The organism is Kitasatospora sp. NPDC048365 (assembly GCF_043200835.1).
Classification (GTDB): domain Bacteria; phylum Actinomycetota; class Actinomycetes; order Streptomycetales; family Streptomycetaceae; genus Kitasatospora; species Kitasatospora terrestris.
The window spans coordinates 104,939-126,530 of sequence record NZ_JBICYJ010000004.1 but is presented as its reverse complement, the minus strand read 5'-3'; the positions used below and the strand labels follow the sequence as shown (position 1 = coordinate 126,530).

At 68.7% G+C, this 21,592-nt stretch carries 27 protein-coding genes; all 27 read right to left on the bottom strand.

Annotated features, from left to right (window positions below; all coding sequences use genetic code 11):
- Positions 1–16: 16 nt before the first annotated feature.
- Complete coding sequence (locus tag ACGFX4_RS05435; RefSeq protein WP_393070456.1) at positions 17–547, bottom strand: hypothetical protein; 531 nt, start codon at positions 545–547, stop codon at positions 17–19.
- Between the two features lie 4 nt (positions 548–551).
- Complete coding sequence (locus tag ACGFX4_RS05430; RefSeq protein WP_393070455.1) at positions 552–1,343, bottom strand: glycosyltransferase family 2 protein; 792 nt, start codon at positions 1,341–1,343, stop codon at positions 552–554.
- A 241-nt stretch (positions 1,344–1,584) separates the two neighbouring features.
- Entirely contained in the window at positions 1,585–2,700 is a 1,116-nt protein-coding gene (locus ACGFX4_RS05425; protein WP_393070453.1) for a LamG-like jellyroll fold domain-containing protein, read from the bottom strand.
- Between the two features lie 130 nt (positions 2,701–2,830).
- Positions 2,831–4,195 (bottom strand): phosphoglucosamine mutase, encoded by a 1,365-nt coding sequence (gene glmM / locus ACGFX4_RS05420; protein ID WP_393070451.1) that lies wholly within the window; start codon positions 4,193–4,195, stop codon positions 2,831–2,833.
- Between the two features lie 147 nt (positions 4,196–4,342).
- The gene (gene rpsI, locus ACGFX4_RS05415; protein WP_393070449.1) at positions 4,343–4,849 is read right to left on the bottom strand and encodes a 30S ribosomal protein S9; all 507 of its coding nucleotides are present in this window, start codon (positions 4,847–4,849) and stop codon (positions 4,343–4,345) included.
- A gap of 48 nt (positions 4,850–4,897) precedes the next feature.
- A complete protein-coding gene (gene rplM / locus ACGFX4_RS05410; RefSeq protein WP_345697561.1) occupies positions 4,898–5,341 on the bottom strand; it encodes a 50S ribosomal protein L13 in 444 nt (147 codons plus the stop codon).
- Between the two features lie 207 nt (positions 5,342–5,548).
- Entirely contained in the window at positions 5,549–7,207 is a 1,659-nt protein-coding gene (locus tag ACGFX4_RS05405) for an ABC-F family ATP-binding cassette domain-containing protein (protein ID WP_393070447.1), read from the bottom strand.
- Between the two features lie 54 nt (positions 7,208–7,261).
- Positions 7,262–8,134: a tRNA pseudouridine(38-40) synthase TruA gene (gene truA, locus ACGFX4_RS05400; protein ID WP_393070446.1), complete on the bottom strand. Its 873-nt coding sequence runs from the start codon at positions 8,132–8,134 to the stop codon at positions 7,262–7,264.
- Between the two features lie 105 nt (positions 8,135–8,239).
- Entirely contained in the window at positions 8,240–8,719 is a 480-nt protein-coding gene (gene rplQ, locus ACGFX4_RS05395) for a 50S ribosomal protein L17 (RefSeq protein ID WP_393070444.1), read from the bottom strand.
- A 129-nt stretch (positions 8,720–8,848) separates the two neighbouring features.
- The gene (locus ACGFX4_RS05390; RefSeq protein WP_030457404.1) at positions 8,849–9,871 is read right to left on the bottom strand and encodes a DNA-directed RNA polymerase subunit alpha; all 1,023 of its coding nucleotides are present in this window, start codon (positions 9,869–9,871) and stop codon (positions 8,849–8,851) included.
- A gap of 116 nt (positions 9,872–9,987) precedes the next feature.
- Entirely contained in the window at positions 9,988–10,395 is a 408-nt protein-coding gene (rpsK, locus tag ACGFX4_RS05385) for a 30S ribosomal protein S11 (RefSeq protein WP_345697565.1), read from the bottom strand.
- Between the two features lie 72 nt (positions 10,396–10,467).
- A complete protein-coding gene (rpsM, locus tag ACGFX4_RS05380) occupies positions 10,468–10,848 on the bottom strand; it encodes a 30S ribosomal protein S13 (protein ID WP_345697566.1) in 381 nt (126 codons plus the stop codon).
- 175 nt (positions 10,849–11,023) lie between these two features.
- Positions 11,024–11,137, bottom strand: coding sequence for a 50S ribosomal protein L36 (gene rpmJ, locus ACGFX4_RS05375; RefSeq protein ID WP_003956441.1), 114 nt, complete (start codon positions 11,135–11,137; stop codon positions 11,024–11,026).
- Between the two features lie 35 nt (positions 11,138–11,172).
- Positions 11,173–11,394: a translation initiation factor IF-1 gene (gene infA, locus ACGFX4_RS05370; protein WP_003956442.1), complete on the bottom strand. Its 222-nt coding sequence runs from the start codon at positions 11,392–11,394 to the stop codon at positions 11,173–11,175.
- Positions 11,395–11,529: 135 nt separating this feature from the next.
- Positions 11,530–11,952 (bottom strand): large conductance mechanosensitive channel protein MscL, encoded by a 423-nt coding sequence (mscL, locus tag ACGFX4_RS05365; RefSeq protein WP_393070442.1) that lies wholly within the window; start codon positions 11,950–11,952, stop codon positions 11,530–11,532.
- Positions 11,953–12,006: 54 nt separating this feature from the next.
- The gene (gene map / locus ACGFX4_RS05360) at positions 12,007–12,843 is read right to left on the bottom strand and encodes a type I methionyl aminopeptidase (RefSeq protein ID WP_345697568.1); all 837 of its coding nucleotides are present in this window, start codon (positions 12,841–12,843) and stop codon (positions 12,007–12,009) included.
- 109 nt (positions 12,844–12,952) lie between these two features.
- Positions 12,953–13,606, bottom strand: coding sequence for an adenylate kinase (locus ACGFX4_RS05355; protein ID WP_393070440.1), 654 nt, complete (start codon positions 13,604–13,606; stop codon positions 12,953–12,955).
- Positions 13,606–14,913 carry a preprotein translocase subunit SecY gene (gene secY, locus ACGFX4_RS05350; RefSeq protein WP_393070438.1) on the bottom strand — a complete coding sequence of 436 codons (1,308 nt, stop codon included), beginning with the start codon at positions 14,911–14,913 and terminating at the stop codon, positions 13,606–13,608. The genes ACGFX4_RS05355 and secY overlap by 1 nt, the downstream gene beginning before the upstream one ends.
- A gap of 336 nt (positions 14,914–15,249) precedes the next feature.
- Positions 15,250–15,426 carry a hypothetical protein gene (locus tag ACGFX4_RS05345; protein WP_393070436.1) on the bottom strand — a complete coding sequence of 59 codons (177 nt, stop codon included), beginning with the start codon at positions 15,424–15,426 and terminating at the stop codon, positions 15,250–15,252.
- A 1,156-nt stretch (positions 15,427–16,582) separates the two neighbouring features.
- Positions 16,583–17,101 (bottom strand): hypothetical protein, encoded by a 519-nt coding sequence (locus ACGFX4_RS05340; protein WP_393070435.1) that lies wholly within the window; start codon positions 17,099–17,101, stop codon positions 16,583–16,585.
- A 1,373-nt stretch (positions 17,102–18,474) separates the two neighbouring features.
- Positions 18,475–18,927, bottom strand: coding sequence for a 50S ribosomal protein L15 (gene rplO, locus ACGFX4_RS05335; RefSeq protein WP_393070433.1), 453 nt, complete (start codon positions 18,925–18,927; stop codon positions 18,475–18,477).
- Between the two features lie 2 nt (positions 18,928–18,929).
- Positions 18,930–19,112, bottom strand: a complete 183-nt coding sequence (rpmD, locus tag ACGFX4_RS05330) for a 50S ribosomal protein L30 (protein WP_014136270.1) — start codon at positions 19,110–19,112, stop codon at positions 18,930–18,932.
- Positions 19,112–19,732: a 30S ribosomal protein S5 gene (gene rpsE / locus ACGFX4_RS05325; protein WP_030457410.1), complete on the bottom strand. Its 621-nt coding sequence runs from the start codon at positions 19,730–19,732 to the stop codon at positions 19,112–19,114. Before rpsE ends, rpmD begins: the two co-directional genes overlap by 1 nt.
- A gap of 48 nt (positions 19,733–19,780) precedes the next feature.
- On the bottom strand, positions 19,781–20,164 hold the full coding sequence (rplR, locus tag ACGFX4_RS05320; protein WP_030055833.1) for a 50S ribosomal protein L18: 384 nt from the start codon (positions 20,162–20,164) through the stop codon (positions 19,781–19,783).
- A 3-nt stretch (positions 20,165–20,167) separates the two neighbouring features.
- On the bottom strand, positions 20,168–20,707 hold the full coding sequence (gene rplF, locus ACGFX4_RS05315) for a 50S ribosomal protein L6 (RefSeq protein ID WP_393070430.1): 540 nt from the start codon (positions 20,705–20,707) through the stop codon (positions 20,168–20,170).
- 22 nt (positions 20,708–20,729) lie between these two features.
- A complete protein-coding gene (gene rpsH / locus ACGFX4_RS05310) occupies positions 20,730–21,137 on the bottom strand; it encodes a 30S ribosomal protein S8 (RefSeq protein ID WP_030055831.1) in 408 nt (135 codons plus the stop codon).
- 268 nt (positions 21,138–21,405) lie between these two features.
- Positions 21,406–21,591: a type Z 30S ribosomal protein S14 gene (locus ACGFX4_RS05305; RefSeq protein ID WP_008747480.1), complete on the bottom strand. Its 186-nt coding sequence runs from the start codon at positions 21,589–21,591 to the stop codon at positions 21,406–21,408.
- Position 21,592: the final 1 nt, after the last annotated feature.

Here is a 21,592-nt window from a genome sequence, read left to right as displayed (position 1 = left end):
GTTCGCGGTCCGGAGGTCACGGATTGCCCTTGATCTGAGCGCTTCCGAACCTGAAGTGCAGCTTCTGCGGGTGACCGGGAAGGGAGACGCGCACCGTCGACACCTCGCCCTTCGCCTCCAGGCGGACGACGATCGGCACCGGAGCCCCCTCGTGCGGTACCAGCGGCGCGGTGGTGGTGGCCACCGCCTTGCCGTCGGCCGATTCTAGCGTCACCTTCACCTCGTACGACTTCGCGCCCGTGCCGTGGTCGTTGAGCGCCAGCGGCACGACCACGGTGGCGCCCTCGAAGGTGGGCGAGGCGGTGAAGTAGAGCTCCGCGAACGGGGTCTGCTGCTTGGTGAAGGACTGCTCCAGCACGGTTCGGACGGGCTCCAGCGAGCACACGCCGACCACCGCGACGGCGGCGGCCAGAGCAGCCGCCGCCGTGCGCAGCCGCTTTCCGTGCCCGGCCGGCCGTCGGCGCCGCGGCCGGGCCTCCGACCGCGGTGCGGGCGGGTCCGAGGGGCGGTCCGCAGACCGCTCGACGGTCCGGGCGGACTCGATCACGTGCTCAGACCGCCTCGTAATGCGCGGTCAGCGCACTGTCGTCGGCGGCGTCGACGGCCGGTGCGGCCTGCCTCGGGGCGAGGGTCCCCGGGCACTCGACCCGTCGCCCGGCCTCCCGGCGCAGCCGGTGCTCGAAGAGCTGCCGGAGGTTGGCCATCCCGTCCGGGAGCGCCTTCAGCTTCACCTCGCCACCGCGCGGGCGGTACTCGATCGGCACTTCGAGGTAGCGGTACCCGGCGCGGGTCGCCGCGTTCTTGATCTCCTGCGAGAAGGCCATGCCGGGCGATCGGACGTCCAGGCCGTCCCAGACGTAGCGCCGGAACACCCACATGCCCGACTGGGAGTCCCGCAGTCCATTGCGGAAGAGCCCGCGGCTGAGCGCGCTGAGCGCATGGTTGGCGATGGTGTGCGTACGCTTCATCGCCGAGCGGTTCGCGCGGCCGAGCCGATTGGTCGTCATGAACTCGACGTCCTGCTCGACCAGGACACTCAACAGCTCGGGCAGCGAGTCGAACGGGTAGGTGCAGTCCGCGTCGCCGGTGGATATGACGTCACCGGTCGCCCGGTCGAACCCCGCCTGGTAGGCGTTGCCGTATCCGCGCCGAGGCTGTGTCACGACCGTGGCCCCGAGGGCCCGGGCCACGTCCGCGGTGCCGTCGGTGGAGGCGTTGTCCACCACGACCACCTCGGTCTGCCAGCCGGCCGCCTCCAGCTCCGCCACCGGAATGGTGTCGAAAACCGTTGGCAGGTTCTCGGCTTCGTTGAGCGCCGGGATGACGATCGACAGACGACTCACGTGGCTCCCCCCTGGAGCGGATGCTTGGCTTTCCGGCTCCGAGCGGTCTCCACTCGGATGCCGTCCGCCCGCGACAATCGCCCCGTCCCGAACCGGGTGGCGGCATGAACGGCCGCGTACGACGGAGCGCTGGACTCGAACCGCGGGCAAGCCTAGTCCATCCGCGGGCAGCATCCGACTCGCGCGTGATCACATTGTGACGGCGAGCTGACTTGCCATTGGGTAAACTGGCAGTTTTCGCTCAGCCGACCAACCAGGCATTGGTGGGCTTCGCACCCGCTTCGGCCTTGCCGTCCTTGAGGCTTGCCACCTGAGCGGGGGTCAGCGCCTTGTCCCAGACCTTGACGTTGGCGAGCACGCCCGCCCAGTAGTTGCCCCAGATCCCGTGGTGGCGGCTGCGGCCGAGCTGGAGCGGGCCGGGTCCGGCCCAAATCCCGGGCACCGTCGCGGTGCCGGCCGGGGCGCCGTTGACGTACAGCGCGACGGTCTTCGACGTGGCGTCGTAGGTGCCGGTGAGCAGCGCCCACTGACCCGATGTGGTGTCACTCGCCGACATCACCTCCACGGCGGTGCTGTCCGCGCCCTTGTCGGCGGTCTGCACCCGGAAGACCCACCCCTTCCGACCGTTGGTGTCGTCGCGGCCCAACTCGAAGGAGTAGGAGACGCCGTCGCCCTCGCTGATGGCCATTCGGGCGCCGGCCGGCGCCTCGCAGTAGACCCAGGCCGAGATGCTGAAGCTCTTGGTGACGTCGACCAGCCGGTCGGCGGACTGCGCGAAGGAGTTGCCGTTGCTCCGCAGCCGCAACACGTTCCCGTTCTTGTCCTTGCCCACCTGCGCGTCCGGGCCCATCGCCAGGTGCGCCTGGCCGGCCCGGTCGGCGAGCAGGTTCTCGTCCCCTGGCACGGTGGCCGCGGATCCGCCGCCGCTGGCCGAGGCCGAGGCGCTCGCGCTCGCCGAGGAACTCGGGTCGGCGACCGGGGTGCCGCTGTGACGGGTCTTCACCACCACCACACCGACGCCCACACCCAGCAGCACCGCGACCGCCGCCACGACGGCCGTCCAGCGGCGGCGCTTGCGCCGGCTCTCCGCCTCCGCCTCGTCCGCCAGCGCCGACCAGTCCGGCTCGGTCGGCGGGCCGGACTGCAGCGGGAACGCCGGCGGCGGACCGTACTGACCCTGCGGGTACCCGTAGCCGCCGGTCTCGTACGGATACCCGTATCCGCCCTGCTGGGGCGGGTATCCGTACCCGGGCTGCGGCGCGGGCGGCTGCCCGCCCGCGAAGGGCTCCGGGGGCGTGGCGCTGGGGCCCGGGCCGGGCGCGGCAGCCCCGTCGGGCTGCTGGGTACCGTCAGTCATAGACCGGATGCTAGAACATCCGGTCGTTCATCCCAACGGCGGATGCCGGTGAAGACCCTTCATCGAAACATTTCCGCGTCTTTACAGTGGCCTGACCGTCGGTCAGGCCACTGCCGAGACGGTCGGTCCGTCAGCCCAGGTGGGTGCGGACGGCGTCGGCGAGGCGCCCGCAGACGGCGTTCGCCTGGGCCTCGTCCGCCGCCTCGACCATCACGCGGACCAGCGGCTCGGTGCCGGACTTGCGCAGCAGCACCCGCCCGGTGGCGCCGAGCTCGGCCTCCGCCTCGCGGACCGCGGCCTGCAGCTCCTCGCAGCTCTCGACCCGGTTCTTGTCCACGCCCTTGACGTTGATCAGCACCTGCGGCAGCCGGGTCATCACCGACGCCAGGTCGGCCAGCGACTGCTTGGTGGCCGCCAGTCGGGCGCCCAGCATCAGGCCGGTGAGGGTGCCGTCGCCGGTGGTCGCGTGGTCGAGCAGGATCACGTGGCCGGACTGCTCGCCGCCGAGCGCGAAGCCGTGCTGCTTCATCTCCTCCAGCACGTACCGGTCGCCGACCGCGGTCTGCACCAGCTCGATGCCCTCGCGTTCCATCGCCAGCTTGAAGCCCAGGTTGGACATCACGGTGGCGACGGCGGTGCCGCGGCGCAGCGTGCCGGCCTCCTTCATGGCGACCGCGAGGATCGCGATGATCTGGTCGCCGTCGACCTCGTTGCCGTCCGCGTCGGCGGCCAGGCAGCGGTCGGCGTCGCCGTCGAGGGCGATGCCGAGGTCCGCGGCGTGCTCCTGCATCGCGACGCGCAGCTTGTCCAGGTGGGTGGAGCCGACGCCGTCGTTGATGTTGAGGCCGGTGGGCTCGGCGCCGAGGGTGTAGACGACCTCCGCGCCGGCCCGGGCGAAGGCCTCCGGGGCGACCCGGGCGGCGGCGCCGTGCGCACCGTCGATGACGACCTTGACGCCGTCGAGGCGGTTCGGCAGGACGGCGACCAGGTGGGCGACGTACTTGTCGAAGCCCTCGTTGTAGCTGCGGACCCGGCCGACGTCGGCGCCGGTGGGGCGCTTCCACTCGTCGTCGCCGACGCCGTAGCGCCGGTAGTGGGCCTCGATCGCGTCCTCGATCGCGTCGTCCAGCTTGTGGCCGCCGCGGGCGAGGAACTTGATGCCGTTGTCCGGCATGGCGTTGTGGCTGGCGGAGAGCATCACGCCGAAGTCGGCGCCGAGCGCGCCGGTGAGGTACGCCACGGCCGGGGTGGGCAGCACGCCGACCCGCAGGACGTCGACGCCCGCGCTGGCCAGGCCGGCGATCACGGCGGCCTCCAGGAACTCTCCGGAGGCGCGCGGGTCACGTCCGACCACGGCGACCGGACGGTGTCCGTCGAAGGCGCCCGCGTCGCCCAGCACGTGAGCCGCCGCGACCGACAGGCCGAGGGCTAGTTCGGCGGTCAGGCCCTCGTTGGCCACACCGCGCACCCCGTCGGTTCCGAAGAGTCGTCCCATGCTTGTCGTCCTGTCCTCAGCCGTTCCAGCCGTCGTCGACCGGCTTTCCATCGAATCACTCCACGACCTCCGCACAAGGCCGGGAGCACGACGCCCCGGAGTACGTGAAGTACTCCGGGGCGTACGAGTCGCACTCGCGGGATGCGATTAGCGCTTGCTGTACTGCGGCGCCTTGCGGGCCTTCTTGAGACCGGCCTTCTTGCGCTCGACGGCGCGAGAGTCACGGGTCAGGAAGCCGGCCTTCTTGAGCGGGCCGCGGTTGTTGTCCACGTCCGCCTCGTTCAGGGCGCGGGCCACGCCGAGGCGCAGCGCGTAGGCCTGACCGGAGACGCCGCCACCCGAGATGCGGGCGACAACGTCGTAACGGCCGTCGAGCTCGAGGAGCTTGAAGGGCTCGTTCACGGTCTGCTGGTGCACCTTGTTGGGGAAGTAGTTCTCCAGGGTGCGACCGTTGATCTTCCACTGGCCGGTGCCGGGGACGATGCGCACGCGGGCGATCGCCTCCTTGCGGCGGCCGAGGCCGGCGCCGGGGACGGCCTCGCCGAAGCGGCCGGCCAGCGACTCGGTGGTGTACTCGGTCTCGGTGGTGTACTCCTCGACGTTCTCGTCGAAGTCGACCTCGAGGGTGGTGCTCTCGATGGCAGTCTCGGCCACGGTGTTCCTCAGCTCCTGCTTTTCAGTGATGGGGTTAGGTGGCCGGAATTACTGCGCGACCTGGGTGATCTCGAACGGCACCGGCTGCTGCGCAGCGTGCGGGTGCTGGTCGCCCGAGTAGACCTTCAGCTTCGAGAGCATCTGACGGCCCAGGGTGTTCTTGGGGAGCATGCCCTTGATGGCCTTCTCGACGGCCTTCTCGGGGTTCTTGTCGAGCAGCTCGTCGTAGCGGACCGAGCGGAGACCGCCCGGGAAACCGCTGTGGCGGTACGCCATCTTCTGGGTCTTCTTGTTACCCGACAGGTGCACCTTGTCAGCGTTGATGATGACGACGAAGTCGCCGGTGTCAACGTGCGGCGCGTAGATCGCCTTGTGCTTGCCGCGGAGCAGGCTGGCGGCCTGGGAGGCCAGGCGGCCGAGCACGACGTCGGTCGCGTCGATGACGTGCCACTGACGCTGGACGTCGCCGGGCTTGGGGCTGTACGTACGCACGGTCGTAGCCTTCGCTTTTCAGTGAGTGTGTCTGACAGGAGCACCCTGAACCGAGGGATCAGCCTTGCCCGCCCCGGACGCAATCGGGTTGGGCCGCTGGTCATCGGCCTTGGTGTCTCCGGCGTACCGACCTCTCACGTGAGATGGAGCGAGCCAATACGCACAACAAGGGCCCACAATACCGGGGCGAGGGGGCTGAATCCAAACTCAGCGGTCACGGACCACGCGGGTCACGTCCCAGACCGGCTCGGGAGCCTCGTACACCCGGCCGTCCTCGCCGAAGACCAGGAAGCGGTCGAAGCTCCGGGCGAACCAGCGGTCGTGGGTCACGCAGAGCACCGTGCCGTCGAAGGCCTCCAGGCCCTGCTGCAGCGCCTCGGCGCTCTCCAGGTCCAGGTTGTCGGTCGGCTCGTCCAGCAGCAGCGCGGTCGAGCCGGACAGCTCCAGCTTGAGGATCATCAGCCGGGCCTGCTGGCCGCCGGAGAGCGATTCGAACTTCTGCTCCTCCTGCCGGTCCAGCTCGTAGCGGCGCAGCGCCCCCATCGCGGCGCCCCGGCTGAGCGCGTGCTCCTCCTCCACGATCGAGCGCACCGTGCGGCCCAGCAGCTCCGGGTGGGCGTGGGACTGCCGGAAGTGGCCCGGCACCACGCGGGCGCCGAGCTTCCAGTTGCCGCCGTGCTTCACGCTCTCGTCGCCGGCCAGCATCCGCAGGAAGTGCGACTTGCCGGAGCCGTTGGAGCCCAGCACGGCGACCCGCTCGCCGTAGAAGACCTCCAGGTCGAAGGGCTTCATCAGGCCGGTCAGCTCCAGCTGCTCCATGGTGAAGGCCCGCACGCCGGTGCGGCCGCCCTTCAGGCGCATGGTGATGGACTGCTCGCGCGGCGGCTCCTCCGGCCGGCCGGCCTCCTCGAACTTCTTCAGCCGGGTCTGGGCGGCGGCGTAGCGGGTGGCGAGGGCGTGGCTGACCGATGCGGCCTGGCGCAGGGTGACCACCAGCTTCTTCAGCTTGGCGTGCTCCTCGTCCCAGCGGCGCCCGAGCTCCTCGAAGCGGGCGAACCGGTCCTGGCGGGCCTGGTGGAAGGACTCGAAGCCGCCGCCGTGCACCCAGACGCTGGAGCCGGCCGCGCCGGACTCCACGCTGATGATCTTCTCGGCGGTGGTGGAGAGCAGCTCGCGGTCGTGCGAGATGAACAGCACCGTCTTGGAGGTCGCCTTGATGGCCTCCTCCAGCCAGCGCTTGCCCGGTACGTCCAGGTAGTTGTCCGGCTCGTCGAGCAGCAGCACCTCGTCCGGGCCGCGCAGCAGCGCCTCCAGCACCAGTCGCTTCTGCTCGCCGCCGGAGAGGGTGTTCAGCCCGCGCCACTGCGCCTTGTCGAAGGAGATGCCGAGCGCGGCCATGGTGCACACGTCCCAGTCGGCCTCGTACTCGTAGCCGCCGGCGTCGGACCAGTCGGAGAGCGCCTGGGCGTAGGCCATCTGCGTCTTCTCGTCGTCCTGCGCCATCATCGCCAGCTCGGCCGCGTCGACCATGCGGGCGGCGGCGGCGATCCGGGCCGGGGCAACCGAGACCAGCAGGTCGCGCACCGAGGCGTCGGCGGGCAGCGCGCCCGGAGCGTCCTTGCTGTCCTCACGGCCGGTGGTCCCGACGAACTGGCGCATCACGCCGAGCCCGCCGCTGACCGTCACCGAGCCGCCGTGCGGCTGCACGTCACCGGCGATCATGCGCAGCAGCGTGGTCTTGCCCGCGCCGTTGGCGCCCACCAGCGCCACCGCGGCACCCTCGCCGACCCGGAAGGACGCGTCGTCGAACAGCACCCGTCCGTCCGGCAGGTAGTACTCAAGGTGCGAAATCTCGACGTGTCCCATAGCGGCGATTGTGCCTGGCCCTCCGCAGTGGGTCCAAACGGCTTTTCCTACCGGTCAGGCGCCGGCGCCCGGCAGGGTGCGCAGCCGGCGGGCCGCCTTGTTGCGGGCGGCCAGCTGGTCGTCGGCCGGGTAGCCGACCTCCTCCAGGGTCAGCCCGTACGGCCGGATCACGTTGACCGCGGAGTTGCGCACCCCGCCGGCCAGCACCTCGCCGGGGAACTCCACCGGCCGGTGCCCGTCGCCGACCAGCAGCATCGCACCGACCAGCGCCCGCACCATGTTGTGGCAGAAGGCGTCCGCCCGGACGGTGGCCACCGCCAGCGAGCCCTCCTGCGCCGCGTACGGGTCGACCGGCACCCGGTCCCAGTGCAGCTCCAGCAGGGTGCGGATGGTGGTCGCGCCCTCGCGCTTCTTGCAGTACGCGGCGAAGTCGTGCTCGCCGAGCAGCAGCTTCGCTGCGGCGTTCATCTTCTCGACGTCCAGCGGCCGGTCGTGCCAGAGCACGTGCCCGCGCAGCAGCGGGTCGACCCCACCGGGGTGGTCGGCGACCCGGTACGCGTAGCGCCGCCAGACCGCGGAGAAGCGCGCGTCGAAGCCGTACGGCGCCTCGGCCACCCGGTAGATCCGGACGTCGCCGGGCAGCCGTCCGGCGAGCCGGCGCAGCAGCTTCTCCCCGTGCGCGGCCCACAGCTCGACCGGCAGGTCGACGTGCGCGACCTGGCCGCGGGCGTGCACGCCCGCGTCGGTGCGGCCGGCCACGGTCAGCGGGTAGAGCTCGGAGCTGCGGGTGACGACCTGCAGCGCGCTCTCGATCTCCTCCTGGACGGTGCGCCGCCCGCGCTGCCGTGCCCAGCCGGAGAACTCGGCCCCGTGGTAGGCGAGGTCCAGCCGGATCCGGACGTACCCGTCGGCGGGGCCGTCCTTCACGGGGGGCTGCTCGGCGCAATCAGTGACCACATCTACTCCAGACAGAAGGAACGGGCCCGCTCCCCCACGGATGGGAGAACGGGCCCGCGGCAACACCTAAAGGCGTCAGGCCTGCTCGGCCTCGGTGGCCTCGTCGGCCTTGGCCTCGACGGCCTCGGCCTGCTCGGCCTCCTTGACCGCGCGCTTGGCGGCGGCCTCGGCCTCGGCAACGGTCGCCTTGGTGGCGATCTCGCCCTCGACCAGCTCGATCACGGCCATCGAGGCGTTGTCGCCACGACGGGTGCCGATCTTGGTGATACGGGTGTAGCCACCCGGGCGGTTCTCGAAGCGCGGGGCGATCTCGGTGAAGAGGGTGTGCAGCACCGACACGTCGGTGATGGTCTTGCGCACCAGGCGACGGTTGTGGATGTCGCCCTTCTTCGCCTTGGTGATCAGCTTCTCCGCCAGCGGGCGCAGGCGACGGGCCTTGGCCTCGGTGGTGGTGATGCGGCCGTACTGGAACAGCTCACGGGCCAGACCGGCGAGCAGCAGGGGCTCGTGGTGCGGGCCGCCGCCGAGGCGGGCACCCTTGGTGGGACGCGGCATGGAATTACTCCTTGGATCTCCGACCGGGGCCGTACCAGGTACCTCGGCGGGCCTGGGCGCACTGTGCTCCCAGGACTTGTCTCGACCCGCGGGAACGGCCGCCGAGGCGGCCGTTCCGACGGTTCAAACTCAGTACTGCTCGGTCTCCGCGTAACCCTGGTCGTCCAGGTCGTCGGCGCCGAAGGCGTCGGCGGCGGCGGTCGGGTCGAATCCGGGCGGGCTGTCCTTGAGGGCCAGGCCCATGCCGGCCAGCTTCGCCTTGACCTCGTCGATCGACTTCGCACCGAAGTTGCGGATGTCGAGCAGGTCGGCCTCGGAGCGGGCGACGAGCTCACCCACGGTGTGGATGCCCTCGCGCTTGAGGCAGTTGTACGACCGAACGGTGAGCTCCAGCTCCTCGATCGGCAGCGCCAGGTCGGCGGCCAGGGCGGCGTCCGTCGGGGACGGGCCCATGTCGATGCCCTCGGCGTCGACGTTCAGCTCGCGGGCGAGGCCGAACAGCTCGACGAGGGTCTTGCCGGCCGAGGCCATGGCGTCACGGGGGCGCATGGCGGGCTTGGTCTCGACGTCGACGATGAGCTTGTCGAAGTCGGTCCGCTGCTCGACACGGGTGGCCTCGACCTTGTAGGTGACCTTCAGCACGGGGCTGTAGATCGAGTCGACCGGGATGCGGCCGATCTCCTGGCCGGAAGCCTTGTTCTGCACGGCGGAGACGTAGCCGCGACCGCGCTCGACGGTCAGCTCCATCTCCAGCTTGCCCTTGCCGTTCAGCGTGGCGAGGACCAGCTCGGGGTTGTGCACCTCGACACCGGCCGGGGGCGCGATGTCGGCGGCGGTGACCACACCCGGACCCTGCTTGCGCAGGTACATCACGACCGGCTCGTCGTGCTCCGAGGAGACGACCAGCTGCTTGATGTTGAGGATGAGGTCGGTCACGTCCTCCTTGACGCCCGGCACGGTGGTGAACTCGTGCAGGACGCCGTCGATCCGGATGCTGGTGACAGCGGCACCGGGGATCGACGACAGCAGGGTGCGACGCAGGGAGTTGCCGAGGGTGTAGCCGAAGCCCGGCTCGAGCGGCTCGATCACGAACCGCGAGCGGAACTCGTCGACGACCTCTTCGGTCAGCGAGGGACGCTGAGCGATCAGCATGTTTCTGGATCCTCCAGTTGTCTTCGGCACCCACTATTTGATGCCGATGGACTCAAGCGTACGGGGTCCTGTGAGAAACAGGACCCCGTACGAGGTTTCAACGCGGCGCTACAGCGTCAGACGCGGCGGCGCTTCGGCGGACGGCAGCCGTTGTGCGGGGTGGGGGTGACGTCCTGGATCGAGCCGACCTCGATGCCGGTGGCGGACAGCGAACGGATCGCGGTCTCGCGGCCGGAACCCGGGCCCTTGACGAAGACGTCGACCTTGCGCATGCCGTGCTCCATCGCGCGACGGGCAGCGGCCTCGGCGGCCATCTGCGCGGCGAACGGGGTGGACTTGCGCGAGCCCTTGAAACCGACGTGGCCGGCCGAGGCCCAGGAGATCACGTTGCCCTGCGGGTCGGTGATCGAAACGATGGTGTTGTTGAACGTGCTCTTGATGTGGGCGTGCCCGTGAGCGACGTTCTTCTTCTCCTTGCGGCGGATCTTCTTCGCGCCGGCAGCCTGACGACCCTTGGGGGGCATAAGTCTGTTCTCCTACTGAGGTGGTCGGTCCGCTAACCCGCGGGCCGGAGGGATGTCCGGTTACGGGACGGACTACTTCTTGCCCGGCTTCTTCTTGCCGGCGATCGCGCGACGCGGGCCCTTGCGGGTACGCGCGTTGGTGTGGGTGCGCTGACCGCGGACCGGCAGGCCGCGACGGTGACGCAGACCCTCGTAGCAGCCGATCTCGACCTTGCGGCGGATGTCGGCGGCGACGGCACGGCGGAGGTCACCCTCGACCTCGAAGTTCGCGTCCACGAACTTCTGCAGCTTGACGAGGTCGTCCTCGGTGATGTCGCGGACGCGGATGTCCGGGTTCACGCCGGTCTCGGCCAGCGCCAGCTGCGCGCGGGTCTTGCCGATGCCGTAGACGTAGGTGAGGGCGATCTCGATCCGCTTCTCGCGGGGGAGATCAACGCCGGAAAGGCGTGCCATTCATGGCTCCTGTGGTTCTTCTCAGAGGTCTTGCGTGCCGCCTACTCGATGTCTCTCGACAAGGAGCCCCGGCCTCTGACCGGGGGTGGCAGTCCGTTCGGGGAACGGATCGGGCGGCCCGCTTATGACGTTGTGCGCGTCGCGCGAAGTACTACGAGAAATGCTGGGGCGAGGATCAGCCCTGGCGCTGCTTGTGGCGCAGGTTGTCGCAGATCACCATGACCCGGCCGTGGCGGCGGATCACCTTGCACTTGTCGCAGATCTTCTTGACGCTCGGCTTGACCTTCATGATTCAGGTTCTCCGGGGTCTAGATCTGGAGCGATTTACTTGTATCGGTAGACGATCCGGCCGCGGGTCAGGTCGTAGGGAGAGAGCTCCACGACGACCCGGTCATCCGGGAGGATGCGGATGTAGTGCATGCGCATCTTGCCGCTGATGTGCGCGAGGACCTTGTGACCGTTCTGCAGCTCGACCTTGAACATCGCGTTCGGAAGAGACTCGATCACGGTGCCCTCGATCTCAATGGCGCCTTGCTTCTTAGCCATGAACTGCGAGATCCACCCTTCGGGGTCCGGCTACCGTATGCGGAACGCTCGTGCGAACCAGGCTTCACCTCACCCGAGAGGGATGAGGGCGTGCCGAAACACGCTACGAGAGAGCCGACAGTCCATGCTACACGCTTAGAGGACGCCCGCTGCCACCGGCTCCACGTGGGCGGTGCACGCCGAGCAGCGGCGGGCGGCCTGCGGTATCTCGGTCAGGCACTCGGGGCACGGGCGCTTGGGGGTCTTCGGCTTCTTCGGCATGTAGCGCGCGGTGGCCTTGGTCACCGGCAGCACCACGCAGAAGTACAGCACCGCGGCGGTCATCGTGAACGCGATCAGCACGTTCAGGAACTGTCCGTACGGGAAGGTGACGCTCGCCACCGTGAACTTGTACGAGCTGAAGTCGCCGGCCGCCCCGACCACCACACCCACGAGCGGGGTGAGGAAGGCCGAGACGAAGCCGGTGACGACGGCGGTGAAGGCCGCGCCGATCACCACACCGACGGCCATGTCGATCACGTTGCCGCGCATCATGAAGTCGCGGAAACCCTTGAGCACTGCTCGCTCCCCTGCCTGATTCGTCCCTGGTCTTCGAACCAGAGACGATACCGGCTAGCCGAGCGGGTCAGGAGCCGCCTGCACGCCGAGCTTGGCCAGCTCCGCCTTCCCGCCGTCGAAGGCGGTCAGCACCAGCGGGCCCTGCTCGGTGACGGCCACCGAGTGCTCCCAGTGCGAGGCCCAGGTGCCGTCGTCGGTGACGACCGTCCAGTCGTCCTCCAGCACGGTGGTGTGCGGGGTGCCGAGGCTCACCATCGGCTCGATCGCCAGCACGGTGCCGGGCACCAGCTTCATGCCCTTGCCGCGGCCGGCGACGTAGTTCAGCACGTGCGGCTCCATGTGCATCGCGGTGCCGATGCCGTGGCCGCCGTACCCCTCGGTGATGCCCCACTTGCCCTTGGGCGGCAGCGGCTGGCGGCGGATGAAGCCCTCGATCGCCCGGGAGACGTCGACCAGCCGGTTGCCCTTCTTCATCTGGGCGATGCCGGCCCACATCGAGCCCTCGGTGACCCGGGAGAGCATCTCGTTCTCCTGGGCGGTGGCGCCGACCGCGACCGTGATCGCCGCGTCGCCGTGCCAGCCGTCCAGGATGGCGCCGCAGTCGATCGAGATCAGGTCGCCCTCGCGGAGCACCCGCTCGCCGGGGATGCCGTGGACGACCTCCTCGTTCACCGAGGCGCAGATCACGCCCGGGAACCACAGGCCGCCGTGGTCGGCGCGGAAGTTCGAGGTGGCGCCGTGGTCGGTGATGACCTTGTCGGCGATGTCGTTCAGGTCCTGGGTGGTGATGCCCGGGGCCACCGCCTCCCGGCACGCCTTCAGCGCCTCGGCGACGACCAGCCCGGCCGCCCGCATCTTGGCGATCTGCTCGGGGGTCTTGATCTCCACCATCTGGTCAACGCCTTCCGTCTGCTTCTCGTCTGCTTCGCTACCAACGGTACGACGCACGGACGGCCGGGAAGCCCCACTGGGCTTCCCGGCCGTCCGGCGACGTCGTACGTCAGTCGTTCTTCTTGAGGGCGGCGACCGCGCGCTCGGTCACCTCGTCGACCTTCCCCAGGGCGGAGATGGTCACCAGGAGGCCCTGCTCCTGGTAGTAGCCGATGATCGGCTCGGTCTTGGAGTGGTACTCCTCCAGACGGACCCGCACGGCCTCCTCGGTGTCGTCCGAGCGCTGGTACAGCTCGCCGCCGCACTCGTCGCAGACGCCCTCGGTCTTCGGCGCGTTGTAGTCCACGTGGAAGACGTGGGCGCCGTTGGTGCGGCACAGCCGGCGGCCGGCGATCCGCTTGACGACCTCGTCCTCGGGGACCTCCAGGTCGAGCACACCGTCGAGGGCGATGCCCTCGGTGGCCAGGATCTCGTCCAGGGCCTTGGCCTGGCCGAGGTTGCGGGGGAAGCCGTCCAGCAGGAAGCCGTTCACGGCGTCCTCCTGGAGCATCCGGTCCTTGGCCATCCCGATGGTGACCTCATCCGGCACCAGGCGACCCGCGTCCATGTACGCCTTAGCCTCAAGGCCCAGCTCGGTGCCCTGGCTGATGTTGGCGCGGAACAGGTCTCCGGTGGAGATGTGGGGAATGGACAGGGTCTTGGCCAGAACGTGCGCCTGAGTACCCTTCCCGGCCCCGGGGGGTCCGACGAGGACGATTCGCATCAGCGGAGGAACCCTTCGTAATTGCGCTGCTGGAGCTGGCTCTCGATCTGCTTCACAGTTTCGAGTCCAACGCCTACGACGATGAGGACGGAGGTGCCGCCGAACGGGAAGTTGGTCTGCTGTCCGAAGGCGACCAGGGCGATCATCGGGATGAGGGCGATCAGGCCCAGGTAGAGCGAACCCGGCCACGTGATGCGGGTGAGCACGTAGTTCAGGTACTCGGCCGTGGGGCGGCCGGCCCGGATGCCCGGGATGAACCCACCATACTTCTTCATATTGTCGGCAACTTCTTCGGGGTTGAAGGAGATGGCGACGTAGAAGAAGGCGAAGAACACGATCAGCGCGAAGTACGTGACCATGTAGATCGGGTGGTCACCGCGCACGAAGTGGTTCTTGATCCAAACGGCCCAACCGGCCTGGGAGTTGGTCAGCTGTACGACCAGCGCAGGGATGTACAGCAGCGACGAGGCGAAGATGACCGGAATCACACCGGCCTGGTTCACCTTGAGCGGGATGTAGGTCGAAGTTCCGCCGAACGCGCGGCGGCCGATCATGCGCTTGGCGTACTGCACCGGGATCCGACGCTGCGCCTGCTCCACGAAGATGACCAGGCAGACGACGATGATGCCGACCGCGACGACGCTGGCGAACTCGCCCCAGCCGTCCAGCAGCTTGCCGGACTCCTTGATCGCCCACATCGAACCGGGGAAGCCCGCCGCGATCGAGGTGAAGATCAGGATGGACATGCCGTTGCCGATACCGCGGTCGGTGATCAGCTCGCCCAGCCACATGATCACGGTGGTGCCGGCGGTCATGATGATCACCATGGTGGCGATCCGGAAGACCGAGGTGTCCGGCACGATGTCGTTACCCTGCGGGCAGCTCGAGAACAGCGCGCCGCTGGACGCAGTCGCGAGGATGCCGGTGCCCTGGAGCACGGCGAGCGCGATGGTCAGGTAGCGGGTGTACTGAGTGATCTTCGCCGTGCCGGCCTGCCCCTCCTTCTTCAGCGCCTCGAGCCGCGGGATGACCACGGTGAGGAGCTGGAGGATGATGCTGGCCGTGATGTACGGCATGATGCCGAGCGCGAAGATGGTCAGCTGCAGCAGCGCGCCGCCGCTGAAAAGGTTGACCAGCCCGAACAGCCCCTGCTTCTGCGAGCTCACACAGGCGTGAACCGCTTCGAAGTTGACCCCGGGCACGGGGATGTGGGCGCCCAGCCGGAACAGCACCATGATGCCCAGCGTGAACAGCAGCTTCTTGCGCAGGTCGGGCGTCTGGAACGCCCGCGCGAACGCACTGAGCACGGTGCCTCCTGCGCCTCCCGCGCGTCGTCGGCGGGAGGGTCGGTCCTGAATGGGGAGTTTGTGGTTCGGGCCCTCGTACAGACAGCACCATCCTGCGCGCAGCCTACAAGGGAACTCCAGGGACTCTAACAGTGCGCGGCCACTCGCAGAAGCGTGAGCTGGCGCTCCCCCACTCACGGGGTACGGGATGCCCGGGTTTGCCCACAGACAGCTGGCACGGCCGGCCTCGCCTGGGCCGGGGATCCCGGTGGACGCGTGGAGTGTCTGCTGGTCTGTCCAGCCTTTCCACGTCTGCTCCGGTAGGGCCCTGTCGGGGGGGGGTGGCCGGGTAGTTGATCAGGCCGGTGGCGGGTGGGCGGCGTCGAAGAGGCCGGTGAAAGCATGCTGCCAGGACCAGCGGTCGGGCAGGTGCAGCGTCACCCGCCGGGCCGAACGGGCGAGGCCGGCCGGGATGTGGATGAGGTAAACGCGCAGGGTCGCGGTGGTGACCCTCGCACGGAAGGGTCCCGGCAAGGGATCCGAGCCCTTGCCGTCCGCGTGACCTGCTCGACGCTCGGGTGCCGGCGGTGGCGGAGCTCGGCTGGAGCACGGTGGAGGGACTGTCGGTGAACACGGGGCGGTAACGCCAGGAGATGAACGGCCCTCCCCGCCGGGACTGGACTTCACAATTCAGGCGGCGGACCCGGCGGACGATCGGGCGGGCGGTGGCGTGCTCGGCTTCCGGCGGCCGGTGAACGCGGTGCAGGGGATCTCGGCGCCCTCGGCGTCGGAGACCGGCTCGCCGGCGTCAGGGTCCAGGAATGCCTCGGGGTGGCGGATCGGCGTCCAGGTGTCCTCGCCGACGGCGGCGACGTGGGGTTCGTCCGCACGGTCAGCGGGAAGTGCGCTCTCGTGCGGCGGCAGGCGGCTACGACATCGGCGTTGTAGAACTGGCTGTCCGCGCAGACGATCGCCGTACGGCCCGCCCCGGCATGGCGGGCGGGGCCTAGCCCGTGAAGGGCCCGGCGCCGCGGGCGTCGGCTGCATTGCCCCGCCGCAGCCTCACGGCCGCGATCACCGGGCGGGCCCTCGGGGTGGAGAGGGTGGCCACGATCGGGTGCAGCGTGCACACGCCCGTGAACCGGCCGACCTCGGCCGCCAGGTGGACGAGGAAGTCCCGATGAGCGCGCGGAGTTGCCGGTTTTGCCCGTGGGCCGACGAGCGCAGGAAAGTGCCCAAGGTCGAGGCCGCCGGCACCCCGCCGAACAGTCGGCCCATGGCGCCGTGCCGGAGTCGGCCGGTGTGGTCCATCGAGTCGGCCCCGACGCACACCGCCGCGACCAGCGTCATCACTTTCGCAGCCGGGTTGGCGCCACCGCTGCTGCCGGCACCGTCGATCCGCCGCTCGCCGGCCAGGTCGGGAAGCCCGACCCGCTCGGCCAGCGGGACCAGCCCCACCCCCGCGCCAGTCACAGCCCGGTGGATTCGGGCTCAGGGGCCGCAGAACTCGCGTCCGGCCGGTCGGCCCGATCCCGGCCGACGCAACTGTCGAGCCTGCTACGACAAAGCGGCCCACCGGACCCGAGGGTCGGCGGGCCGCTTCGCCCAACATTGGCCGATAAATCATCGCCAGTCAGAGAAATTACTTATCACTGGATCTCGCGATGCCATTGGGCCGCACGGTCACCGGCTAGTGCCACAGCTGGTAGTGGTTGTTGGTGCCCGGGCCCGGGTCCGCAGTGGCGTAAACACTGCCACCCCCGTTGCTGTCCAGGAGGTAACCGTCCTGAACGTGCTTGAGGTGCCAGCCGCCAAAGATCTGCAGCTCCTGCCACTGCTGCCACGGGTTGTTGGCAGAGCAGTCCTCGAAGTACACCGAATCGGTCCCAGTAGATCCTGGCTTCCAGGCCGTCAGGCAGATATCGACCCAATTGCCACTGGAGTTGGTGTAAGCCGGCTTCTCCCGCCAGGCACTGCCGTCCCAGACGTCGCGCCAGCGCGTGTAACCACGACCGCTGTCGCAGTTCCGCGTCCCCACCCAGTTGATGAAACCGTTGATGGGGTTGATGTCCCAGGCCAGACAGAGCCCAGTGGCATCGTCGCGCCAGGTGATGTCATCGCTGTTTGCGTACGACGTGCCCGACATGCCGAAGATCAGAGCCGGAATTGCTAGAGCAGCTGTCGCAACGCGAACTGCAAGCTTCTTCATTTCCCCCTCCAAAAGAGACAAGACCGTTGGACGTGCTATCGCCGTGCACTCGGCCCGCTTCAGGGCCGAAATAGACGGTAGCCGAACTTGGTAGTGCCCGCAATGCATTTGGCGCATTGCGCGGAAATGGAGCCATCATTACATCTTGCCCAGGTTTGGCGTAATTCATGAGGCCTGGAGATTAGGCCGGACCAAAAGCGCAGGTCAGCGGGATGCATTGGGTGCGAATTCCCGACTTCGGCTTGTCGTCCGGAGGTGTGTACGTGAAGACGGCGAAGCTGGAGTGAGACCCGGTGGAGGGTGGGCCGAAGGGGCTCTTCACCTCCGGCCATGAGGACGACGCGGTCAGACGCCTCGGGGCACCTACGTACTGGATCATCTGTGGCGCCGGCCGCGGTTCGACCAGATGATCGGCCGAATGGGCATCCTCCTCGAAGCCCGCAGCAGCCGGATGGCGACACCCACTCGCCATCTCGAGCGGAAGGATCGCCGACAGTCCAGGCCTGAACCGCTACCTGCACGCTGCCCCGGCAGGGCAAGCTCCGTTTCGAACAGGGCAACTTCTGGAAGTCGAGTGCGGCTGGCGCGACACGAAGCAGATCACCGCCCCGACCAAGCTCCATCAGGACCTGGCCGCCAACCTGGACATCCCGTCGCCGAGCAGGTCGCCGCACCTCAACCCGCACCCCGCTGACCAGCGAGAGCGTCACCCCCTGGATGACTGACGCCAAGGAGTTCAGTGGTCGTGGGCGGTGAGGGAACGCATGACGGGCTGCCCAGCCCGGCCGTTGTGCCAGATTGCAGCGGTCAGCGCGAGTATCCGCGGGGGGACACGGACCATGACACCGCGGGGTGTGCGGCCTTGGTGCGGTTTAGGTCGAGCTGGCCCTTGAAGGTGTCTTGACGGAATCGATGATCTGCCGCAGCGGCTTGAACAGTTGGGATCCGGCTCGCTCGGGTGCGCCCGTACGGGCCGGGTGGCCACGAGGTCGGTCTCAGTGCCCGGGGCAGGCCGTGCAGGGTGCACACCAGGTGCAGCCGTAAGCCCCGGTCCCGCGGGAGCGGCAACACTCGATCGGGATGGGGCCGGCCACCCACACGTTGTCGGTCCACGGGCCGGTTCCGGTGGCCGGCAGCCGGTTGCCGCGGGCGATCAGGTCTGCGGCCTTGCGCAGGCGCCGGTTGTAGCCGGACTGTCCGGGCAGGTAGGGGAACAGGTGTCGTAGGCGTGACCAGCTCGGCATCGCTGAGCTTGGGCTCGATGCCAATCTGCGTGCCGACGGACCCTCCCGGGTTCTGGACAGTTGTGCCGGAAAGGCACGGGCCCCGTACCTCCCTTGCGGGAAGTACGGGGCCCGGGTCAGTCAATTGCCTCAGAGCAGCTCGGTGACCGAGCCGCCGGCCGCGGCGATCTTCTCGGCGGCGGAGCCGGAGACGGCGTCGACCGTCACCTGCAGCGCCACGGCGATGTCGCCCTGGCCGAGGACCTTGACGAGCTCGTTCTTGCGAACGGCGCCCTTCGCGATCAGGTCGGCCACGGTGACCTCGCCACCGTTCGGGTAGAGCTCGGCCAGCTTGTCCAGGTTCACGACCTGGAACTGCTTGTGGGCCGGGTTCTTGAAGCCCTTCAGCTTCGGGAGGCGCATGTGGAGCGGCATGGCGCCACCCTGGAAGCGCTCCGGAACCTGGTAACGGGCCTTGGTGCCCTTGGTACCACGACCTGCGGTCTTACCCTTGGAACCCTCACCACGACCGACGCGGATCTTCGCGGTCTTGGCGCCGGGGGCCGGGCGCAGGTTGTGGATCTTGATCGGGTTGTCGGACATGATCAGTCCACCTCCTCGACCGTGACGAGGTGACGAACGGTGTGGACCATGCCGCGGATCTCCGGGCGGTCCTCCTTCACCACGGTGTCGTTCAGCCGCTTGAGGCCGAGCGAACGGAGGGTGTCACGGTGGTTCTGCTTGCTACCGATGTACGACTTGGTCTGGGTGACCTTCAGGCGAGCCATCAGGCGCTCACCCCAGCCGCACGGGCCCGGAGCAGGGCGGCCGGAGCCACGTCCTCCAGGGGCAGGCCACGACGGGCGGCGATCTCCTCGGGGCGCACGAGGCCCTTCAGAGCAGCCACGGTGGCGTGCACGATGTTGATCGCGTTGTCCGAGCCGAGCGACTTCGACAGGATGTCGTGAACGCCGGCGCACTCCAGGACGGCACGCACCGGGCCACCGGCGATAACACCGGTACCGGGGGAAGCCGGCTTCAGGAGCACGACGCCAGCGGCCTTCTCGCCCTGGATCGGGTGCGGGATGGTGCCCTGGATACGGGGGACCTTGAAGAAGTTCTTCTTGGCCTCCTCAACACCCTTGGCGATGGCGGCCGGAACCTCCTTCGCCTTGCCGTATCCGACACCCACGGTGCCGTCACCGTCGCCCACCACGACCAGCGCGGTGAAGCTGAAACGACGACCACCCTTGACAACCTTGGCCACACGGTTGATGGCGACAACGCGCTCGACGTAAGCGGTCTTCTCGGCGACCGGGGCGCCGCCCCGCTCGTCGCGCTTACGGTCGCGCCGCTCGCCACCCGTGCCGCCGCCGGCGCCGCTACCGCGGCGCTGGGGTCCAGCCATTGGAATTACCTCTCTCGTTTACGTCCGTCGACAGAGTCGACGAGCGGCTTAGAAGTCGAGCCCGGCCTCACGGGCCGCGTCCGCCAGAGCGGCGATGCGGCCGGCGTACCGGTTGCCCGCGCGGTCGAAGACGACCGACTCGATGCCGGCGGCCTTGGCGCGCTCGGCGACCAGGCTCCCGACCTTCTTGGCCAGCTCGGTCTTGTCGCCCTCGGCGCCCTTGATGGACACGTCGAGGGTGGACGCCGACGCCAGGGTGTGACCCTTGGCGTCGTCGATGACCTGGGCGACCATGTGGCGGTTCGAGCGGGTCACGACGAGGCGCGGACGCACCTCGGTGCCGGTGACGCGCTTGCGAACGCGGATCGCGCGGCGCTTGCGAGCGGCGCTCTTGTAGGCGTTGCCCTTGCCGATCTTGACAGAGACGCTCATCGCTTACTTACCACTCTTTCCGACCTTGCGGCGGATGACCTCGCCCGCGTACTTGACGCCCTTGGCCTTGTACGGGTCGGGCTTGCGCAGCTTGCGGATCTTAGCGGCGACCTCGCCGACCTTCTGCTTGTCGATGCCGTCCACGTGGAACTTGGTGGGCGACTCGACGACGAAGGAGATGCCCTCCGGCGCGGGGACCAGGATCGGGTGGCTGTAGCCCAGCGCGAACTCCATGTCGGAGCCCTTCGCCGTGACTCGGTAACCAACGCCGCTGATCTCCAGCGACTTGCGGTAGCCCGCGGTCACGCCGGTGATCATGTTCGCCACCAGCGTCCGCGACAGGCCGTGGAGGGCCTTCGACTGACGCTCGTCGTTCGGGCGGGTGACGAGCAGGGTGCCGTCCTCGCCCTTGCCGATCTCGATCGGCGCGGCGACGACGTGGGTGAGGGTGCCCTTGGGGCCCTTCACCGACACCTCGCGGCCATCGATGGTGACGTCCACGCCGGCGGGAACCGAGATGGGCAGCCGTCCAATGCGAGACATTGCTGTACCTCCGTTTCCCGAATTACCAGACGTAGGCGAGAACTTCTCCGCCTACGCCCTTCTTGGCGGCCTGCTTGTCCGTGAGGAGACCCGAGGACGTGGAGATGATCGCCACGCCCAGGCCGCCGAGGACCTTCGGCAGGTTGGTGGACTTTGCGTAAACGCGCAGACCCGGCTTGCTGATGCGCTTGATGCCGGCGATGGAGCGCTCACGGTTGGGGCCGAACTTGAGCTCGATGGTCAGCTTCTTGCCGACCTCGCCCTCGACGGGCTCCTCAACCTTGTAGGAGGAGATGTACCCCTCCTGCTGCAGGATCTCGGCGACGTGCGCCTTGATCTTGCTGGCCGGCATCGCCACGGAGTCGTGGTACGCCGAGTTCGCGTTACGCAGACGCGTGAGCATGTCTGCGATGGGGTCGGTCATGGTCATGGTGGCCTCAGGCCTCTCCCGCCGTGGTTTCTCCGCACCAGGTCCCCCTCCGCGCACTCGTGAAAGAGTGCGAAAGGGGCACAAGCGCAGGGGACCTACGACGTAGTAAGACATGGGTGCGAGCCCTCAAAGGAGCGCCGCGAGCATCCATGGAGATGCCGCGGCAGGGGGGCCCGACCCCACTACCTTACGGGATCCCTGGCGGGAACCCAAAAGCGGTGGAGCCGGGCACCCTGCTTCGCGTGGTGCGGTGCCTAGGGCTGCTGGATTACCAGGAGCTCTTGGTCACGCCCGGCAGCTCGCCGCGGTGCGCCATCTCACGGAGGCAGACACGGCAGAGGCCGAACTTGCGGTACACCGAGTGCGGACGGCCGCAGCGCTGGCACCGGGTGTACGCCCGGACGCCGAACTTCGGCTTGCGCTCGGACTTAGCGATAAGGGCCTTCTTCGCCATG